At 57.2% G+C, this 19,116-nt stretch carries 12 protein-coding genes; 9 read left to right on the top strand and 3 right to left on the bottom strand.

What is annotated here, in order from left to right; all coding sequences use genetic code 11:
• Positions 1-82 precede the first annotated feature (82 nt).
• The gene (locus FKW19_RS07945; protein ID WP_063354873.1) at positions 83-2,956 is read right to left on the bottom strand and encodes a 2-oxoglutarate dehydrogenase E1 component; all 2,874 of its coding nucleotides are present in this window, start codon (positions 2,954-2,956) and stop codon (positions 83-85) included.
• Between the two features lie 209 nt (positions 2,957-3,165).
• Positions 3,166-4,515, bottom strand: a complete 1,350-nt coding sequence (gene zapE, locus FKW19_RS07940; RefSeq protein ID WP_006116233.1) for a cell division protein ZapE — start codon at positions 4,513-4,515, stop codon at positions 3,166-3,168.
• A gap of 17 nt (positions 4,516-4,532) precedes the next feature.
• On the opposite strand from zapE, the gene FKW19_RS07935 reads away from it, so the two are divergent.
• Complete coding sequence (locus tag FKW19_RS07935; RefSeq protein WP_089178745.1) at positions 4,533-4,871, top strand: carboxymuconolactone decarboxylase family protein; 339 nt, start codon at positions 4,533-4,535, stop codon at positions 4,869-4,871.
• An 11-nt stretch (positions 4,872-4,882) separates the two neighbouring features.
• Here the strand turns inward: FKW19_RS07935 and FKW19_RS07930 are convergent, their stop codons facing one another.
• The gene (locus tag FKW19_RS07930; RefSeq protein ID WP_089178744.1) at positions 4,883-7,072 is read right to left on the bottom strand and encodes a ComEC/Rec2 family competence protein; all 2,190 of its coding nucleotides are present in this window, start codon (positions 7,070-7,072) and stop codon (positions 4,883-4,885) included.
• Between the two features lie 38 nt (positions 7,073-7,110).
• On the opposite strand from FKW19_RS07930, the gene gltX reads away from it, so the two are divergent.
• From gltX to FKW19_RS07890, 8 genes are read left to right on the top strand one after another with little or no spacing between them, the layout of a single operon-like run.
• Complete coding sequence (gltX, locus tag FKW19_RS07925) at positions 7,111-8,517, top strand: glutamate--tRNA ligase (RefSeq protein ID WP_089179895.1); 1,407 nt, start codon at positions 7,111-7,113, stop codon at positions 8,515-8,517.
• On the top strand, positions 8,510-9,451 hold the full coding sequence (locus FKW19_RS07920; protein ID WP_035354029.1) for an aspartate carbamoyltransferase catalytic subunit: 942 nt from the start codon (positions 8,510-8,512) through the stop codon (positions 9,449-9,451). Before gltX ends, FKW19_RS07920 begins: the two co-directional genes overlap by 8 nt.
• Entirely contained in the window at positions 9,448-10,740 is a 1,293-nt protein-coding gene (locus FKW19_RS07915; RefSeq protein WP_006116238.1) for a dihydroorotase family protein, read from the top strand. The genes FKW19_RS07920 and FKW19_RS07915 overlap by 4 nt, the downstream gene beginning before the upstream one ends.
• Positions 10,740-11,381 carry a glycerol-3-phosphate 1-O-acyltransferase PlsY gene (gene plsY, locus FKW19_RS07910; protein WP_089178743.1) on the top strand — a complete coding sequence of 214 codons (642 nt, stop codon included), beginning with the start codon at positions 10,740-10,742 and terminating at the stop codon, positions 11,379-11,381. The genes FKW19_RS07915 and plsY overlap by 1 nt, the downstream gene beginning before the upstream one ends.
• Before the next feature lie 30 nt (positions 11,382-11,411).
• On the top strand, positions 11,412-12,650 hold the full coding sequence (gene dprA / locus FKW19_RS07905) for a DNA-processing protein DprA (RefSeq protein WP_089178742.1): 1,239 nt from the start codon (positions 11,412-11,414) through the stop codon (positions 12,648-12,650).
• Positions 12,651-12,679: 29 nt separating this feature from the next.
• On the top strand, positions 12,680-15,370 hold the full coding sequence (gene topA / locus FKW19_RS07900) for a type I DNA topoisomerase (protein WP_089178741.1): 2,691 nt from the start codon (positions 12,680-12,682) through the stop codon (positions 15,368-15,370).
• Positions 15,371-15,376: 6 nt separating this feature from the next.
• Positions 15,377-17,407, top strand: a complete 2,031-nt coding sequence (locus FKW19_RS07895; RefSeq protein ID WP_089178740.1) for a ribonuclease R family protein — start codon at positions 15,377-15,379, stop codon at positions 17,405-17,407.
• A 46-nt stretch (positions 17,408-17,453) separates the two neighbouring features.
• A complete protein-coding gene (locus tag FKW19_RS07890) occupies positions 17,454-19,115 on the top strand; it encodes a S41 family peptidase (RefSeq protein ID WP_193561061.1) in 1,662 nt (553 codons plus the stop codon).
• The last annotated feature ends 1 nt before the right edge of the window (position 19,116 follow it).

Raw genomic sequence — 19,116 nt, 5'->3', positions numbered from 1 at the left:
GGCGCCATTTTAATTTTTGGCAATGGCACCGGGGGTGCGCCCGTATTTGCGGGCCGTTTTCTTCAATTCAGCCTAATCCGGTTCAGCCAGACTTTTTCAGCCCCAATGCGCGTTCAACCAAGTCTGCCTGCTCTGCCGCATGAATACGGGCAAGGCCGGTGGCCGGGCTGGCTGCTGCTGCACGGCCCACATATTGCGGGCGGCCTGCCTTATGGCCTGCGGCAACAAGGGCTGCTTCAATCCGCCTGTCTGCAAAATGCCATGCACCACCGTTTTCCGTTTCTTCCTGACACCAGACAATGTCTGCTTCAGGATAGCGCTTAAGTTCGGCGGCTAGGGCTGCTTCCGGGAAGGGGTAGAGTTGTTCCAGACGCAGGATGGCAACATCCTTAATGCCTTTTTCCCGGCGTTCGGCCAGCAGATCGTAATAGACCTTGCCAGAGCAGATCACCACGCGGCGCACCTTGTTATCGGCACCCAGATCATCAATTTCGCCAATAACGGGTTTAAAGCGTGTGCCCGGCCCAAAATCTGCCAGTGCGGAAACAGCAAGTTTGTGCCGCAGCAGAGATTTCGGTTCCATCAGGATCATCGGCTTGCGGTAATCCAATTTAAGCTGGCGGCGTAGAGCATGGAAGTAGTTTGCTGGCGTGGTGATGTTGCAAACAAACATGTTATTTTCAGCGCAAAGCTGAAGATACCGTTCCAGACGGGCAGAAGAATGTTCCGGCCCCTGCCCTTCGTAACCATGCGGCAGCAGCATGACCAAACCGGACATACGCAGCCACTTGGTTTCCCCCGAAGCAATAAACTGATCGATAATTACCTGAGCACAGTTGGCAAAATCACCAAACTGGGCTTCCCACAGCACCAGCGTTTGCGGGTTGCGCACGGAATATCCGTATTCAAACCCAAGCACGCCGTATTCTGAAAGAAGCGAGTTCCAGATTTCGATTTGCGCCTGCTTGTCCTGAATGTGGTTGAGCGGCGTAAATGGTGTCTGGTTGACCTGATCCGTCCACACGGCATGACGCTGACTGAACGTGCCACGCTGGCAATCCTCACCGGAAAGACGCACACGGTGGCCATCCAGCAGCAGAGAGCCAAAGCCCAGAGCCTCACCAGTTGCCCAGTCAAACCCTTCACCTGTGCTGAACATATTTGCCTTGGCCTTAAGCTGGCGGGCAATTTTGGAATTCAGGTTGAAGCCTTCTGGCACTTTTGTAATGGCTTCGCCAATCTTGCGTAGCGCATCCAGTGCAACACCTGTTTCAGGGAAGGCGCGTTCCGGATCATGCCCGGCAGCCACAAGGCCTTTCCAGCCACCTTCCAGCCAGTCTGCCTTGTTGACCTTATAAGACTGAGCAGCCTTGTAATCTTCATCCAGCTTGGCGTGGAAGGCATCCCACTGGGCCTTCACTTCGTCATCCGTTACAACGCCTGCTTTTACAAGGTGTTTTGCATAAAGCGTGTGTGGCGTATCATGCGCGGCAATGGCTTTGTACATCACCGGCTGCGTAAAGACGGGCTCATCCGTTTCGTTATGCCCGTGGCGGCGATAGCAGATGATATCCAGCACAATGTCGCTTGCAAAAGCCTGACGATAATCCGCAGCAAGGCGGGAGACGTAAATGACCGCCTCGGCATCATCACCATTAACATGAAGCACGGGGGCTTCAATGGATTTTGCAACATCGGTACCATAAACGCCCGAATGCCCACATTCCGGATTGGTGGTAAAGCCAATCTGGTTGTTCACCACCATATGGATGGTACCACCCGTGCGGTACCCCGGCAGTTGGGACATAGCAAAGGTTTCGTAAACAATGCCCTGCCCGGCAAATGCCGCATCACCGTGGATGATAACGCCAAGGCTGGACAGGCGTTTTTCCGTATCACCCGCATCATCCTGAATGGCGCGCACCTTACCGCACACAACCGGATCAACCGCTTCCAGATGGGAAGGGTTGGGCTGGAGGGAGATATGCACCGCCTTGCCTGCTACATCCACATCTGTGGAGGAGCCAAGGTGGTATTTAACGTCACCCGAACCTTCAACATTATCTGGTTTGAAGGAACCACCAGCAAATTCGTTAAAGATGGCCACGTAAGGCTTGCGCACTACGTTCACCAGCGTGTTCAGGCGGCCACGATGCGCCATGCCGATGGCAACGGATGTTACCCCCTGGCTGGCGCAGGAATCAATAATAGCGTGCAGAGAAGGAATGGAGATTTCCCCCCCTTCCAAACCAAAACGCTTCGCACCCACGTAGCGCTTCTGGCAGAAGGCTTCAAACCCTTCAGCTTCGGTCAGGTTGGCTAGGATAACCTTCTGCTCTTCCACCGTTACGCGGGCGCGCCAGTTATCGCCTTCCAACCGCTTACGCAGCCATTCGCGCTGTTCGTGGTTACGGGCATACATGTATTCCGCGCCAATGCTTTCGCAATACACAGAACGCAGCGCCGCAATAACCTCGGAAACCTTGGCCGTGTTCTTGCCCTTGAGCAACGGATCAAGCAGTGATCCAATAAACACTTCGCGGTTTAGGTCTTTTTCACCAAAACCGTATGATGCGGGATCCAGCTCCTCGGTTTTATGCGGCACCTTCAGGCCCAGCGGATCAAGCGAGGCTTCCTTATGTCCGTATTCACGATACGCACGGATCAGCCGGGCAATGGCCAGGCTATCCTGCGCGGCCAACCCACCAGCCGGGCCACCTTTTCCTTTTGGAGCGGGTGCGGGTTCATCCCCCGTGATAATGGAAGGGCGTGGCGCCCAAGAGGCTCCAACGGCATCCTTCAGCACTGCGGCTTCATCATCGCCCAGCGAACTGAACAGAATATCGAAGGACGGATCTACACTTTTAGGATCCTTCGCCCACTGGGCATACAGATCCGCAAGGTAAGCGATATTGGCACCGTTAAGAGCGGTTGCCAGTACGTCCGAAACCGCCATCTCACATTCCTCCTTGCCGCGGGGCACATGCGCACCGTTGGCCAGATATTGCGTTGTTCTCCACCGTAAACCGGACCATTTTTTCTTCACTCCGCCCCATAGCGCGGAGCGTCCCCTGTGTCCTTTTTGCCGGAAAGCCATCCCGCTTCCGGCTTGTTCTGCATCAAAGAGCTAGACCGCGTATGTGGCGGGAACAAGGGCGTGGGATGTCACGCTCTAGAGAGGCTATGAGCCTGTTGCGCAGCCTGCGCCCCATGCTCCAGCCAGCTTTCACTTCCCATCTCAGCGAGACGTGATGCCGTACGGGCAAACGCATCTGCACCATCCCCATCTGTAAACAACTGGTCGGGCTGGGCATCAGCCGAGGCAAACAGCAGATTTCCGTTGTCATACAAGGCATCTATGAGCGTGATGAAGCGCCGGGCAAGGTTGGCATCATCCTGCCCCATGCACGGAATGTTATCGACAATCACCACCGGAAAACGCTTGGCCAGCGCCAGATAATCATTCGGCCCACGCGGTTTGCCACACAAAGAGTTGAAATCAAACCGGCACACCGGGCCTGCCGCCATATCCACCTCAAACACGCGCCCACTAAATTTTAGGTCTACCGGGCCGGGCTTTTCATCTGCTGCATAGCGGGCAAAAATTCTGTCCAGCCTGCTTTTGGCCTGAGAATCCGCAGGCACAAGCCATGTTTCACGGTCTTGCTCGCGCCCACGGCGATAATCACGCTGCGAATCCAGCTCAATCGTATCCAGTTCGCGCTGGATAATGGCAATAAACGGCTTAAACGCATCTGCGCCGGGGCGGTTCTGGAACAACTGCGAAGGATCTGTGTTGGAGGTGGCAACAATAACCACCCCATTAGCAAACAAGGCCTCAAACAGCCGCCCCAAAATCATGGCGTCGGCAATGTCATTCACCTGAAACTCATCAAAGCACAGAAGCTGCGCCTTGCTGGCGATGGTTTTGGCCAAAGGCGGAATGGGATCTGCCATATTGGGGTTGGCGGCTTTAAGATCATGCAGATCACGGTGCACATCCTGCATGAAGCGCAAAAAGTGGATGCGTTCCTTTTTTTGCACGGGTGCGCAGGCGTAAAACAGATCCATCACCATGGTTTTGCCGCGCCCCACACGGCCCACAATATACAGCCCACGCGGGCGCGCCGGGCGGGTGGCAAACGTATCTGCCTGCGGGCGCAGCCTGCGGGCCAACCCAGCCAAAAGCCCCTTGGCTCTGCCTTCTATCCCTTCCACAGGAGGCGGCGCAGCCGTGGCGGGCATGGAAGCAAGCTCCTGCCACAAGGTGTTCAGCCGCGTTACAACGCGCAGCTGGTCTGGATCACTCTTCAGTTCCCCTGCCGCAATACGCTGCTGGTAAACTGCCAATGGCCCCAGCCGTATTGCGGCCGATGCCCCGTTCATGTCTGTCTGTGTCATAATCCTGCCCGATAACGGCTCCACCGCACTTTCCGCAAGCGTACAAGCCTCTCCTAACCGTGTCGTGACAAAAAGCGCCACATCTGATGCAGTTGTGATCGGTTTAGACCACATAATTCAGAGAGGCGATCATGACAGACTGGAATGCTTACCGTGCAAACATGGCACAGAATGTCAAAACGCTGGCGTCCCTAACACCCAATACTCTTAAAGGGCTGCAAACGCTGGAAACACCCCTACCAGAAAAAAAGCATCTGGATGATAAAACGCGTGAACTGATTGCACTGGCCGTAGCTGTTACCACCCGGTGCGATGGCTGTATTGCCGTGCACTCCGCCGCCGCCAAAAAAGCTGGTGCAACCAAGGAAGAAATAGCCGAAGCCCTTGGCGTGGCCGTAGCGCTAAATGCAGGGGCCGCCCTTGTTTATTCCAGCCGCGTGATGGAAGCGTTTGAAAATACGCCAGAATAAGCCCCTTTTGCTTATTCTGAAGGTGCTAGTGGCAGAACAGGCATACCGTGGCCGCCGGGCTTTAACACCCAAGGGCGTTGCCCACGCCATGCACGGTCTGTTCTGACCACATTGCCGCTTTTATGCAAAAATATTGCTTCTGCCCCGTTTTCCCACGCTGAAAACCGATCCAGCCTTATAGGCGCATTCAGGCAGGAAGCACGTAAGGGTGCCACGCTGATAACCACATCCGCACCCGTACATATATCGATAGGCAGAAGTAAACGCCCATCCGAGGTATCCTGCCTGCGCACTACAACATCCTGCCCATGCAGCAACGCCACGCAGGTATCTGGCGTGTTTTCTGCTCCGCATGTAAGGGCACCATCGGGCGTTTCTCCCTCCGGCGGAAATATGCCTACGGGTTGAGCAAAATATTGGCCCCATGCCTGCATAACAGGCCGCGCTGCACGGGATTGCCCCATGACATATATTTTGTCAGACTCTCTTACCCCTACCAAACCACCATCCGGGCTGATAATTACATCTGGCTGCACTAAAAGCCACGGGCTTACCATACCCAGCACCAAAACAGCGCACCCAGCCCAACGCCAGCGCTGCCGCCACAGACATATCCAGCACAGGCCCAACATAACGGCCAGAAGCCCCCACCCCGGCATATGCGGCACAACCACACGCGCAGCAGGCCAATGCGCCACCATATGCGCCAGCCATATAATGGGGCGGATACCCACACCCATCAGCCATAAAAACGGGGCATCCATGTGGAGGGGCATAAACGCGAGGGCAATTAAGCCAAGCGGCATAATCCACACAGCCATCAGCGGCACAGCCACCATATTGGCCACCACAAAAAATGGCTGAATAACGCCAAAATGCGCCATAGCCACGGGCAAGGTGGCACATCCTGCCAGCACGCTGGTTAATGCCAAAACAACGCTATGCCACGCCAGCCAGTGCCCAAGCCCTGTTGTGCTGGCCCGCCAGCGCGTAAGCTTTGGCTGCAACACCTCATACCCAGCTACCAGCGCCATCACTGCCGCCATAGACATCTGAAACGCAACACCCATCACCACCTGCGGCATCCATAGCACCAGCACACAGGCCGCCACCGCCAAGCCGCGCATGGAAACAACACGCCGCCCCGCCGCAATGCCCAGCACGGCAACTGCGGCCATTAACAGGCTGCGCTGAGCAGGCAGATGCGCCCCTGTCAGCAGCACATAAACCAGCCCCACATCCCATGCGCAAAAGGCGGCCAATGCCTTACAGGGCCAGCGCAAGGCTGTGTATTCCGTAGTTGCCAAAAGCAGACGGCTAGCGGCCATAACAAGGCCCATCACAATACCCAGATGCAGCCCTGCAACAGCCAGAAGATGCGCCAAGCCAGAGGCTGCAAAATCTTCCCGCAACTGTTTTTCTACAGTTTCGGAAGCCCCCACCAGCACGGTGGCAGCCACGCCACCTTCTGGGCCGGGTAGAATGGTATGGATGCGGGCATTTATGCGTTCGCGCAGGTTTTCAAACCACAATTGCAGCTTATGGCCTTGTGCCAGCACAACAAGCTGCACAAACCCCAAAGCCCGGCCACTTCCCGCCTGATTGGCAAACCATGCCTCAAACTGTCTATCCCGCGCGCCGGGCAGCACTGGAAATGGAGGGGGCTGCAAAAGAGCCTTAACCCGAAGGTGATCTCCCACCCGCAGCGCAGCCGGATCATTGGGTTGGAGATACACAGAAAGCACGCGCCGCAGCGGCGGCATGCCATCATCCAACACATTGTAAAAAACGGTCTGGGCCAGATCTACTCTGCGCTGGAACGGGGCATCCGTGCCATCTTCTGGCGGCAACAGGGCAATGGCCTGCACTGTGCCCGATATTTCTGTGGCAAGTCGAGGTAAATCGGGCATAGGCGTATGCCTGTGCGTGCCACCCCACGCCGCGGCAAACCCAATAGCCACAGTTATGCACCCGCCCCAGAGTAGACGCCCCCAAAGCGAATAACGCATGCGCCATGCTGCAATACTGGCCAGCACAGCCACACCACACGGCAGCACAAACCCCACCGGCAGGTTGGGTTCTGTGTGCAACAGGCCAAAATACAGCACCGCACCCAGCGTCAAGCCCACCGGTGCCCACAACACCAGCCGCCTTTGTTCCTGAACAAGCAAAGAATGCAGGTGTAACATCAAGCGTGGCATATGGCTCCTTGCGCTCGCGCATGGTATGGAACCACCCCATGACCACCATCCGTACACGCTTCGCTCCGAGTCCTACAGGCCTGCTGCATATTGGCAACGCCCGCGCAGCCCTGTTCAATTTCCTCTTTGCCCGTCATCACGGCGGCGAGTTCCTCCTGCGTATTGAGGATACCGACCGTGAGCGTTCCACCCAACAGGCTGTAGACGTTATTTTTGACGGTCTGGCCTGGATGGGGATTGAACCGGATGAAGAACCCGTCTTCCAATCCTCGCGTGAGGCGCGGCACCGGGAAGTTGCCCTTGAGCTGCTGGAAAAGGGCCTCGCTTATAAATGCTATTGCACGCCGGAAGAGCTGCACCAGATGCGTGAGGATGCCAAGGCCAAAGGCCTGCCCCCACGCTATAACGGCATGTGGCGAGATCGGAACCCCTCCGAGGCTCCGGCTGGCGCACCTTTTGCCGTGCGTATTAAAGCCCCGCGTGAAGGGGAAGCCACCATTCATGACCTTGTGCAGGGTGAAGTGCGCGTTGCCAATGCCGAACTGGATGACATGATCATCCTGCGGTCCGATGGCACCCCCACCTATCAGCACGCCGTTGTGGTGGATGACCACGATATGGCCATTACCCACGTTATCCGTGGTGATGACCACTTAACCAACACCTTCCGCCAAGCCATGATCTACCGCGCCATGGGGTGGGATCTGCCACGCTTTGGGCATCTGCCGCTTATTCATGGCCCGGATGGCGCCAAGCTTTCTAAACGCCACGGCGCGCAGTCTGTGGTGGAATTCCGTGAAATGGGCTACCTGCCCGAAGCCCTGTGCAACTACCTGTTGCGTCTGGGCTGGGGACATGGGGATGCAGAAATCCTCTCTAGAGAAGAGCAGATCAAGCTGTTTGATATTGATGGCGTGGGCCGCTCTCCTTCCCGCATGGATTATGCCAAGCTGCTGCACATCAACGCCGTATGGCTGCGGCAGGCGGATGATGAACGCCTGACCAACGATGTGATGGAACGCTTTAAAAAGATGGACGGCGTAAGTGTGGATGAAACCACCCGCGCCCGCGTGGCTGCCCTGATGCCGGGGTTGAAGGAACGCGCACGCACGCTGGTTGAACTGGCAGAAAGTGCGGCTTTCCTTGGCCGTCAGGTACCGCTGGCATTCAATGACAAAGCACAAAAGCTGCTCACGCCAGAAGCCCGCACCATGCTGGGTGAACTGGCGCGTGATTTAGCCGCCGTGCCAGATTTTACGCCAGAAGCCATTGATACCACCTTGCGCAACTTTGCTGAAAAGCATGAACTCAAGCTGGGTAAAGTAGCGCAGCCTGTGCGTGCCGCCGTTACAGGCTCCAACACATCCCCCGGCATTGATGCCACCCTGCAAGCACTGGGCAAGGATGAAACCCTCGCCCGTTTGGGAGCCGTTCTGCATGGCTAGCTTTCCCGGCCGCCACACCCGGCATCTGCTCGGGCTGGAAGGCATGACGCCCGACCAGATTGAGCCTTTGCTGGATCTGGCCGAAAGCTATGCCCTGCTCAACCGCTCCCGCAAGGTGCCGCGTGATGTGCTGCGGGGGCGCACCCTTATCAACCTGTTCTTTGAGGACAGCACGCGCACCCGCACATCTTTTGAGCTGGCGGGTAAGCGTTTGGGGGCGGACGTTATCAATATGTCCGTTGCCCAATCCTCTGTGAACAAGGGTGAAACCCTGCTGGACACCGCCGCCACACTTAACGCCATGCGGACAGACCTGCTGGTGGTGCGCCATGCTCAATCCGGCGCACCGGCCCTGCTGGCGCAAAAGGTGGAAGCCAGCGTGGTAAATGCGGGTGACGGCATGCACGAGCACCCCACACAGGCCCTGCTGGATGCGCTCACAATTCGCCGCCACTTGGGCACATTAGGCGGGCTAAAGGTAGCCATTTGTGGGGATGTAGCCCATTCCCGCGTGGCGCGCTCCAACATCTTCTTGCTTACAGGCATGGGCAGCACGGTGCGGCTTGTTGGGCCACCCACACTGGTACCCGGCGCCATGAAGCAACGCGGGGTGGATATCTTCCACAACATGGAAGAAGGCCTGCAAGATGTGGATGTGGTGATGATGCTGCGCTTGCAGCGTGAACGCATGTCCTCTGGCCTTATCCCCAGCGCGCGTGAGTATTTCCGCTTTTTCGGGCTGGATCAGCGCCGGTTGCAGTTGGCCCGCAAGAATGCGCTGGTAATGCACCCCGGCCCCATGAACCGCGGCGTGGAAATAGACAGTCTTGTCGCTGATTCTGACCAGAGCGTGATTCAGGAACAGGTTGAAATGGGCGTTGCCGTGCGCATGGCCGTTCTGGACCGCCTTACCCGCAGCAGGCCCGCCGCATGAATACCCTTTTATTTGAAAACGTCCGCCTGATAGACCCCGCTTCCGGGTTGGATCAACCCGGCCGCCTGCTGGTGCGTGATGGCGTTATTGTTGGCACAGATAAAGCCGGAGCCGAAGGCGCACCGGAAGAAGCCACCGTTATTGATGGCAAAAACGCTGTGCTGTGCCCCGGCCTTGTAGATATGCGCGTAGAAATTGGTGAACCGGGGTATGAATACCGTGAAACCGTTTCCTCCGCCGCGCGGGCCGCTTCCGCTGGGGGTATTACCACCCTTGCCGTGCTGCCCACCTGCAAACCAGCCATAGATAACCCGGCCCTTGTGCGTATGCTGCGCACCCGTGGGGAAGAAACCGGAGCCATCACCATTTTGCCCTACGGTGCCCTCACCAAAGGGTGCGAAGGCAAGGAACTGGCCGAAATTGGCCTGCTGCACGAAGCGGGAGCCGTGGCCTTTACAGATGGCGCACGTGCGCTAGACCCCGCGCGGTTAATGCGGCTGGCCCTTTCCTACGCCAGTGGCTTTGGGGCCATGATTGTACAGCACCCTGAAGAACCTTCGCTGGCAGGCTCTGGCTGTGCCACCGCTGGGGCTTTGGCCACACGGCTGGGGTTACCCGGTATTCCCGCAGCGGCAGAAGCCATTATGATTGCGCGGGATATGCGGCTGGCTGAACTTACGGGCGGGCGGCTGCATTTTGCCCATGTTTCCACCGGTGAAGGTGTGGCCCTTATCCGCCAAGCCAAGGAACGCGGGCTGAATGTAACCTGTGATACCGCGCCCCCGTATTTTGACCTGAACGAAAACACGATTGGTGATTTCCGCACCTACGCCAAGTTCTCTCCCCCATTGCGGAGCGAGGAAGACCGGCTGGCCATTTGCGCCGCGCTGGCAGATGGCACGATAGACGCCATTGGTTCAGACCACCTCCCGCGTGATGCAGATGACAAGCGCCTGCCCTTTGCGCAGGCCGCAACCGGCGGCACAGGTTTGGTAACGCTTCTGGGTGTTACGCTGGCACGGGTGCATGATGGCACGCTCACACTGCCTCAGGCTCTTTCTTTGCTAACCCATCGCCCGGCACAGTTGCTGGGTGCAGAATGCGGCACGCTGGCCGTTGGCGCTGCGGCTGATCTGTGCTTGTTCGATCCCGAACAAAGCTGGCTGGTGGAAGCTGGCAAACTGCCGGGCCGGGCGCAAAACACACCCTTTGATGGTCGCCCGCTGGAAGGCCGTGTGCTTGGCACATGGAAAGCCGGCCGCCGGGTTTATGAGGCAGGGCAGGCATAATGGACTCCCTGCCCCCCTATGCCTTAAAGCTTATCGCGGCCATGGCGTTCATGGGCTACACGCTGGGCAGCGTGCCCTTTGGGCTGCTCCTTACCAATCTGGCTGGTGCGGGAGATTTACGCAAAATTGGTTCCGGCAATATCGGGGCCACCAATGTCTTGCGTACGGGCCGGAAGGATCTGGCAGCCGCAACGCTGCTGCTGGATGCTGCCAAAGGTTTTTTGGCAGTCGCCATTGCCTGGATTATGACGCCGCCTGATTTTTCAGACAACACCGTAACCGTGGCTGCACTGGCCGCTGTGGTGGGCCATTGCTACCCGATTTTTCTGGGGTTCAAAGGCGGCAAAGGCGTTGCAACCGGGCTGGGCGCCATGCTGGCCCTTTCTCCGCTTACCGGGCTGGCTGGCTGCGCCACATGGCTGGGTGTTGCCAAGCTGACACGCATTTCCTCTGCCGGTGCCTTAGCGGCCTTCATCATCATGCCGGTGGTGGTGCTCGCACTTTATGGTTTTTCCTTTCATGCCTCTCCCAAGCCATTGGCTGCTGTGCTGATCAGCGTGTTGGTGATTGCGCGGCATCATGAAAACATTGTCCGCATTTTTAGCGGGAAAGAGCCGCGGATTGGTGAGAAAAAGCCGTGATCTGCAACTTGGCTGTCTGATTTTTCGCATATGACATCTCTACCCGCCTGCCTACGTCTGGCCCGTACTGAACAGGTTGGCCCACGCACATGGCGGAAACTGGTAGATAAATACGGCTCTGCCGCAGCAGCGCTGGAAGCCCTGCCTTATCTGTCAGTGCGGGGGCGTAACCAGCCGGTTATGCCGCCTATGGATGTGGTGATGCGGGAGATAGACGCCACCTTGCAAATGGGTGGCTGTTTTCTCACACTTTTTGATACAGATTACCCTGCTTTTTTACGCCAGATTCCGGATGCGCCGCCTGTGCTAAGTGTTCTGGGCGATGTTGCGTGCCTTAGCCGTGCAGGAGTCAGCATTGTGGGGGCACGCAATGCCTCTGCACAGGGCATGCGGCTGGCAGAAAGCCTTGCAACAGAACTGGTAGAAGCCGAGCTAAGCGTTATTTCCGGCTTGGCGCGCGGCATTGATAAAGCCGCCCATAAAGGGGCGCTCCATCGGCTGGGCTGCACCGTAGCCGCCATTGCCGGTGGGCTGGATTGCCCCTACCCACCAGAAAATGCCAGCCTTCAGGCAGAAATTGCCCAAAAAGGCGCAGTAGTAACCGAGGCCCCACTAGGCACGGCCCCTTTGGCGCGCCACTTCCCACGCCGTAACCGGCTTATTGCAGGCTTGGGCCTTGGCTGCGTGGTGGTGGAAGCAGCACCCCATTCTGGCACACTCATTACTGCCCGCATGGTAGTAGATTATGGGCGGGAGTTATTTGCCGTTCCCGGATCACCGCTAGACCCGCGTTGCAGGGGCAGTAACAATCTTTTGCGTAATGGCGCTGTTTTAACAGAAAGCGTGGCAGATATTTTGCCACATTTGCCGCCTGTTGTTCCTCAACCTGCTGGCTCTACGCACCCCCTTTCCAGCGTTACCGCACCACGCCAGAAAAAATCTGCATCTGCTGCGCAAACTGGCCTGCCTTTTGTTTCAGACCCTCCGGAACCTGCATTTTTTACTTCTCCCCAAAATGTGGATGAAAAAGAGCCAATTGCCTTAAAACCGCATTTTTCAGCGCCTTCCACCGCACAAGATGTGCGCGAAAACCTGCTTTCGCTCCTCTCCTTTACGCCCATAGCGGTTGACGATCTGATAAGGCGCTGCCAGTTCTCGGCTTCTGCCGTGCTTGTCGCGCTCACGGAACTTGAGCTTTCTGGCTGCGTCTCCACTTATCCTGGGGGCATGGTCGGTCTGGCGGATAATCAGGCAGAAACGACAGGGTAAGTGCTGCTTGCAGGCAGGTCGGAGAGAGTATGACTGACGTTGTTGTGGTCGAATCGCCCGCAAAGGCAAAAACGATCAACAAATATCTGGGTGATGGCTACACGGTACTGGCCTCCTTCGGGCATGTGCGCGATCTGCCACCCAAGGATGGCTCCGTGCTGCCGGATGAAGACTTCACCATGAAGTGGCAGTCTGATGAACGGGGCATGAAGCAGGTTGCCGCCATTGCCAAGGCGCTTAAAGGCGCCCACCGACTGTATCTGGCCACTGACCCTGACCGCGAGGGTGAAGCCATTTCGTGGCATGTGCGCGCTATGCTGGAAGAACGCAAAGCCCTGAAAGGGGTGGATGTTCAGCGCGTTACGTTTAACGAAATTACCAAATCCGCCATTCGGTACGCCATGGAACACCCGCGGGATCTGGATTTCCCGCTGATTGAGGCCTATCTGGCCCGCCGGGCGCTGGATTATCTGGTGGGCTTTACGCTTTCCCCCGTGTTGTGGCGCAAACTGCCCGGCTCTCGCAGTGCGGGACGTGTGCAATCTGTGGCGCTCCGCCTGATTTGTGAGCGCGAAGCCGAGATTGAGGTTTTTAAGCCGCGGGAATACTGGAGCGTTATTGCATCGCTGCTTACCCCTGCGGGTGCCGCCTTTACCGCACGGCTAACGCATCTAAACGGCAAAAAGCTGGATCAGTTTGATCTGCACAACGCCGAACTGGCCGAAGCTGCTAAAAAAGCGGTGGAAGCTGAAAACCTTGCCGTAAAATCTATTGAACGCCGCAAGGTTCGCCGCAACCCGCAGCCACCGTTCACCACCTCTACGTTGCAGCAGGAAGCCTCCCGCAAGTTGGGCATGAGCGCGCAAACCACCATGCGCACCGCCCAGCAGCTTTATGAAGGCATGGATCTGGGCGGTGAAACTGTAGGTTTGATCACCTATATGCGAACCGATGGCGTGACGATGGCGCAGGAAGCCATTAATGCTATCCGTCAGCATATCGGCCAGAAAATTGGCACGGAATATGTGCCCGCCAAGCCGCGTATCTATACTTCCAAGGTGAAAAACGCGCAGGAAGCGCATGAGGCCGTGCGCCCCACAGATGTTTCCCGCACGCCCGACTCCGTTGCTCGGTTCCTGAACAATGATCAGCGCCGGTTGTACGAACTGGTATGGAAACGTGCAGTTGCCAGCCAGATGGAATCCGCATCTCTGGATCAGGTGGCGGTAGATATTGCTGGCCCCTCCGGCCAGACCGTGCTGCGCGCCAATGGCTCCATCATCACGTTTGAGGGCTTTCTCAAGCTCTACCGTGAAGGGCGCGATGATACGGAAAAAGCAGCGGATGATGATGCCCGTATGCTGCCCAGCATGCAGGAAAAAGACCCGCTCAAGCGCGAAAAAGTGGATGCCGAGCAGCACTTCACCCAGCCGCCGCCGCGTTATTCCGAAGCATCGCTGGTCAAAAAGATGGAAGAGCTGGGTATTGGTCGCCCCTCTACCTATGCTTCCATCCTGACCGTATTGCAGGATCGCAGCTATGTGCGGCTTGAAAACCGCCGCTTTATTCCCGAAGCGCGCGGGCGTCTGGTTACGGCCTTCCTTGTCTCGTTCTTTGAGCGATATGTGGATACGGGCTTTACCGCCAGCCTTGAAGAACTGCTGGATGATATCTCCGGTGGCCGCGCACAGTGGAAGCAGGTTCTGGCAGCGTTCTGGAACGATTTTTCCAAAGCCGTATCCGGCACCAAGGAACTCACCATTACCGATGTGCTCAACGCACTCGATAAGGACTTGGGGCCATTCTTCTTCCCCGATCGGACGGATGGATCAGACCCGCGGGTTTGCCCTTCCTGCGGCACAGGCCGCCTTGGGCTGAAGCTCGGCCGTTATGGCGCATTTATTGGTTGCTCCAACTATCCGGAATGCCAGTACACCCGCCGCTTAACGGCAGATAGCGCCGAAGAAGGTGATGATGCTGCCCTTAAGGACGGTATGCGCCTTTTGGGCCAGAACCCGGAAACGGGTGAGGATATTACTGTGCGCCAAGGCCCGTGGGGCCTGTATGTGCAGCAGGGTGAACCCAACCCCGAAGACAAAAAAGCCAAGCCCAAGCGTGCTTCTCTGCCCAAAAACATCAATGGGGAAAGCATTACGCTGGATCAGGCCCTTGGCCTGCTTTCCCTGCCCCGCCTTGTTGGCGTTCACCCCGAAACGGGCGAGCCCATTCAGGCCGGGCTTGGGCGCTTTGGTCCATTTGTAAAAATGGGCGCAGTATATGGCTCTCTGGACAAGGACGATGACGTTCTAACCATCGGCCTGAACCGCGCTGTGGATGCACTGGCCAAAAAGCTGGCCTCCATCCGCAATCTGGGTGTGCACCCCAAGGATGGTGAGCCGGTTATGGTGCGCAAGGGCCGCTTTGGCCCATATGTGCAGCATGGTCAGATAGTAGCCACCCTGCCGCGCGGCACAGATATGGATGCCGTAACGCTGGATGAGGCCGTGGCTCTGTTGGTAGACAAGGGCAAACCCCTAAAAGCCAAGGCTGGCGCCAAAAAGAAAGCCACCACCAAAACAACGGCCAAAAAGAAAACCGCAACCAAAAGCACAGCCAAGGCTGATGAAGACGGTGCGGAAAAAGCGGCGCCCAAGAAAAAAGCACCCGCCAAAAAGAAGGCCACCACCACAACGCGCAAGAAAAAAGCCGAGACCGAGTAATCTGTCGTGTTGGCAAGCCCGTATGTTTCTGCCCTGCCATCTGTGCAGGAGCTACGGGCTTTTCTTGAAAGCCGCGCCGGAGCCGCCACCGGGCTAACGGACATTCTGCGCACCTTCCAGCTTCCCGTGCGGCAAAAGGCCAGCATACGCGCTTTGCTGCACGATATGGCCGTTGCGGGGGATCTGCTTGATCTTGCTGCTGGCACGCTCAAGGCTTCCATCGGCCTGCCAGATGTTGCCCGTATGCGGGTTTCCTATATTCGGGATGATGGCAACGCGGCTGGCTTTTTGGCCGATGATGTACTCTCCCGCCCTGTTGTATTGCTGATAAAGCCGCCGGATACGCCGTATTTTTTCCCCGGCGATATTGTGCTGGTACGCCTGCGCCCGGCAACGGGCACTCAAAAGCGCGAAGCGCGTGGCCTGCGGCTTCTGACCCGGCTTGATAACAACCTGCCCGTTACCCCCGCCAACACGCCAGAACCCTTGTTGCTGCCATGTGATGCACGGTTAAACCTGCCGCTTACCCCAGAAGAAAGTACAAACTCCCTCCCTCTCGCACCGCAGCAGATTGGGCTTGCAACACCGCATGCTCTGCCTCATGGCGCTTATGCGGGACGTGTACACAGCGTTTTGGGCAAGGCGGATGATGCAGGCATGCCCTCACGCCTCAGCCTGCTTATCCATCATCCACCCACTACATTTTCAGAACAGGCCGAGGCCGAAGCCCGGCAGATCGCACACCAGAACACTGCCTTACAGAGCGCACCTGCGCCTTCTGGCCGCACAGATTTACGCCACCTGCCGCTTATCACCATTGATGAGGCCTCAGCGCATGATTTTGATGATGCACTCTGGGCCGAACAAACGGCTGAGGGTTTTCATCTTATTGTGGCCATTGCCGATGTAGCGCATTGGGTAAAGCCCGGCTCCGCGCTGGATATGGAAGCGCAAGAACGCGGCAATTCCATTTATCTGCCAGACAGAGTGGTGCCCATGCTGCCACTGGCTCTTTCTGCACAGGCTTGTTCCCTTTTGCCGGGGCAGGATCGGCTTTGCCTCTTTGCTGATATCTACATCACCTCGGATGGGCATGTAGTTTCTGCTCATATTGGCCGCGGGATCATGCAAAGTGCAGCGCGGCTGACATATGAGACCGTGCAGCAAGTCTTTGAGACACAAGCACATCAGCCCACTTTGCCGCCCGAACACCCTGCGGCCCTGTTAGCACCTGCGCTACTTCCCGCATTGCGCAATGCGGGTGCCGCCATTCGGCGCGCAGCCCTCCAACGCGGTGTTATGGAACGGGAAGAAACAGGTTGGAACGTGCAGTTTGATAGCAGCGGGCAACCCTGTGCCTTTGTGCCGCGTAACACTCAGGAAGCACATTATATGGTGGCGGCGTGCATGATTCTGGCTAATCAGATCGCAGCGGAAAAATTGCACGCGCAAGCGCTGCCAGCACTTTTCCGTACCCATGCGCAGCCCAGCCCCGATAGCCCGCGCCCTATGGCACGCTACAGCACCTGCGCAGCATCACATTATGGCCTGCGGCTCAAGCACTACACGCATTTTACCAGCCCCATCCGCCGCTATGCAGATCTGCTGGCACACCGCGCCTTAACCCATATAAACGACTCTTCTGCGCTGCCTCACGTCCCCCTGCCAGCACCAGATGTGGCTTTGGTATCACAGCTAAACTTTACAGAACGCCGGGCAGCAACCATCATGCAGGATAGTCTGAACCGGCTGGCTGCTCTCTTTCTTGCTCCGCTTATTGGCCAGAGAATGTCCGCCCATGTCATGACAGCAACACGGCATGGCTTGCGGGTGAGATTGACGAAAACCGGAACTCCGTCTTTCCTTGCATGGTCAGCTTTTCCGGATCGCACAGGGATGAATGACGACTCGCAGCACACCCATGCCTTGGCACATCACCCCCACGTGCAAAGTGGGGCTGTACTTTCAGTTACCTTGGCGGGCACCTGCCCGGCACGAGGTACGCTGATGCTGACTGATGCCGTATATGAGCACTGAAACCGCCATCTGGTTTGTGCGTGGTCTGCCGCGTGCCTTGCCGGGCATGGTGCTGGCTGTGTTGCTTTTTTGCCAGCCTGCACCCCTGCACGCCCAAAACAAATCCGATACACCGCTGCCAGACAGTGCTCCGGGCTCGGCCTCTGCAACACAGGCTACTGCATCCGTAGCACCTACGGCAGAACAACAACCCGCTGCTTCCGCTACTGCGGCGCCAGACAAAGCACCTGTGCCGGATATGCTGATGGTTAAATCCGTTATCAGCACCGCCCTTCAGTTTTTACAGCCGCGCACGCTGGAAGCTCATAGTTATCGGGATTTCACACTTTGGGGACTGGCCAGCCTTTCTGCGCTTGATCCTTCCCTGTCTTTCGATTCCCGCGGGGCCAATATCCAGCTTCTTTCTGGCCAAACCAGCCTGCTCTCCCGCCCTGCCCCTACAGATGGTTCAGCAGATGATTGGGCACAAATTGCCGTGGATTTTCTGGATACAGCCCGCGCCCATTCCCTTGCCGTGCGCACAACCAGCCGCGAAGAACTGGTGCAGGCGTTTTTTGATGAACTGTTTAACCATCTAGACCCCTATTCCCGCTATATTGGCCCCACTTCCGCCACATCAGATCGGGCTGCGCGTGTGGGTGGAGAAGCAGATATTGGCGTTAGCCTGGGGCAAAGTGGCCGCTACCTTGTTGTATCCGCCATAAACGCCAACGGCCCGGCCTGGACAGCCGCCATAGATACGGGTGACAGGCTGCTTTCCGTCAACAACCGCTTAACAGCAGGCAAAACGCCCGAAACGGTTATGGAATGGCTGCGCGGAGAGGAAGATACCCCCGTTGTGCTGCGCCTGCTCACCCCCGGCCAGCGCCGCGCCCGCACCGTAACCCTGCGCCGCGCCAAAACCCCGCCCGAAACCGTATTTGCTTTTGCCAGTGGCTCTATTGTGGTGCTGCGCGTAACGGCCTTTTCCTCCGATACCGCAGAGGAAATGAGCCAGTATCTGGATCAGGCCGTGCAGGATACGCACTTAAAAGGCCTGATTATAGATTTGCGCGGCAACCGTGGCGGCGTGCTGCAACAGGCCGTAACCGCCGCAGCCCTGCTGCTTGATAGAGGTGTGGCCGCTGTAACCAGCGGGCGGGATTCTCAGGCAAACCACATCTGGGCCGTGCAGGGTGGAGACATGACAAACGGCCTGCCCATTGCCATTTTAGTAGATGGGCGCACCGCAAGTGCGGCAGAAATTCTGGCCGCAGCCTTGGCGGATCATCGCCGCGCGGTAGTGATTGGCAGCGCCACATTGGGCAAAGGGCTTGTGCAAACCGTGGCGCAACTGCCTGATGAAGGTGAGCTGTTTGTAACATGGAGCCGCGTTATAGCTCCGTTGCGGTGGCCGTTGCAGGGCCTTGGTGTCATGCCTCAGGTTTGCACCAGCCTTGGTGCTGCTGATGTAGAAAAAAATCTGCATGATCTGGCAGAAGGGCAAGTAGCCAATCAGGCTGCCATTACGGCTTCTCGCAATGCGCGCTTTCCGATTCCCGTTTCCCAGATTATGTCTATCCGCAAAACCTGCCCCGCCGCTTTGGGAACAGACCGGGATGTAAACGTGGCGCGTAGCGTGCTGGAGAATCCACAGTGGTATAAAACGGCCATCAACGCCATTCCGGATGATGCCGTAACCGCCCCCCAGATTTCCGCAGCCCCTTAAA

The sequence above is a fragment of the Acetobacter sp. DmW_125128 genome (genome assembly GCF_008704325.1).
GTDB classification, from domain to species: Bacteria; Pseudomonadota; Alphaproteobacteria; order Acetobacterales; family Acetobacteraceae; genus Acetobacter; species Acetobacter oryzifermentans.
The sequence above is the reverse complement of the archived record's forward strand: the minus strand, read 5'-3'. Positions and strand labels throughout refer to the sequence as shown.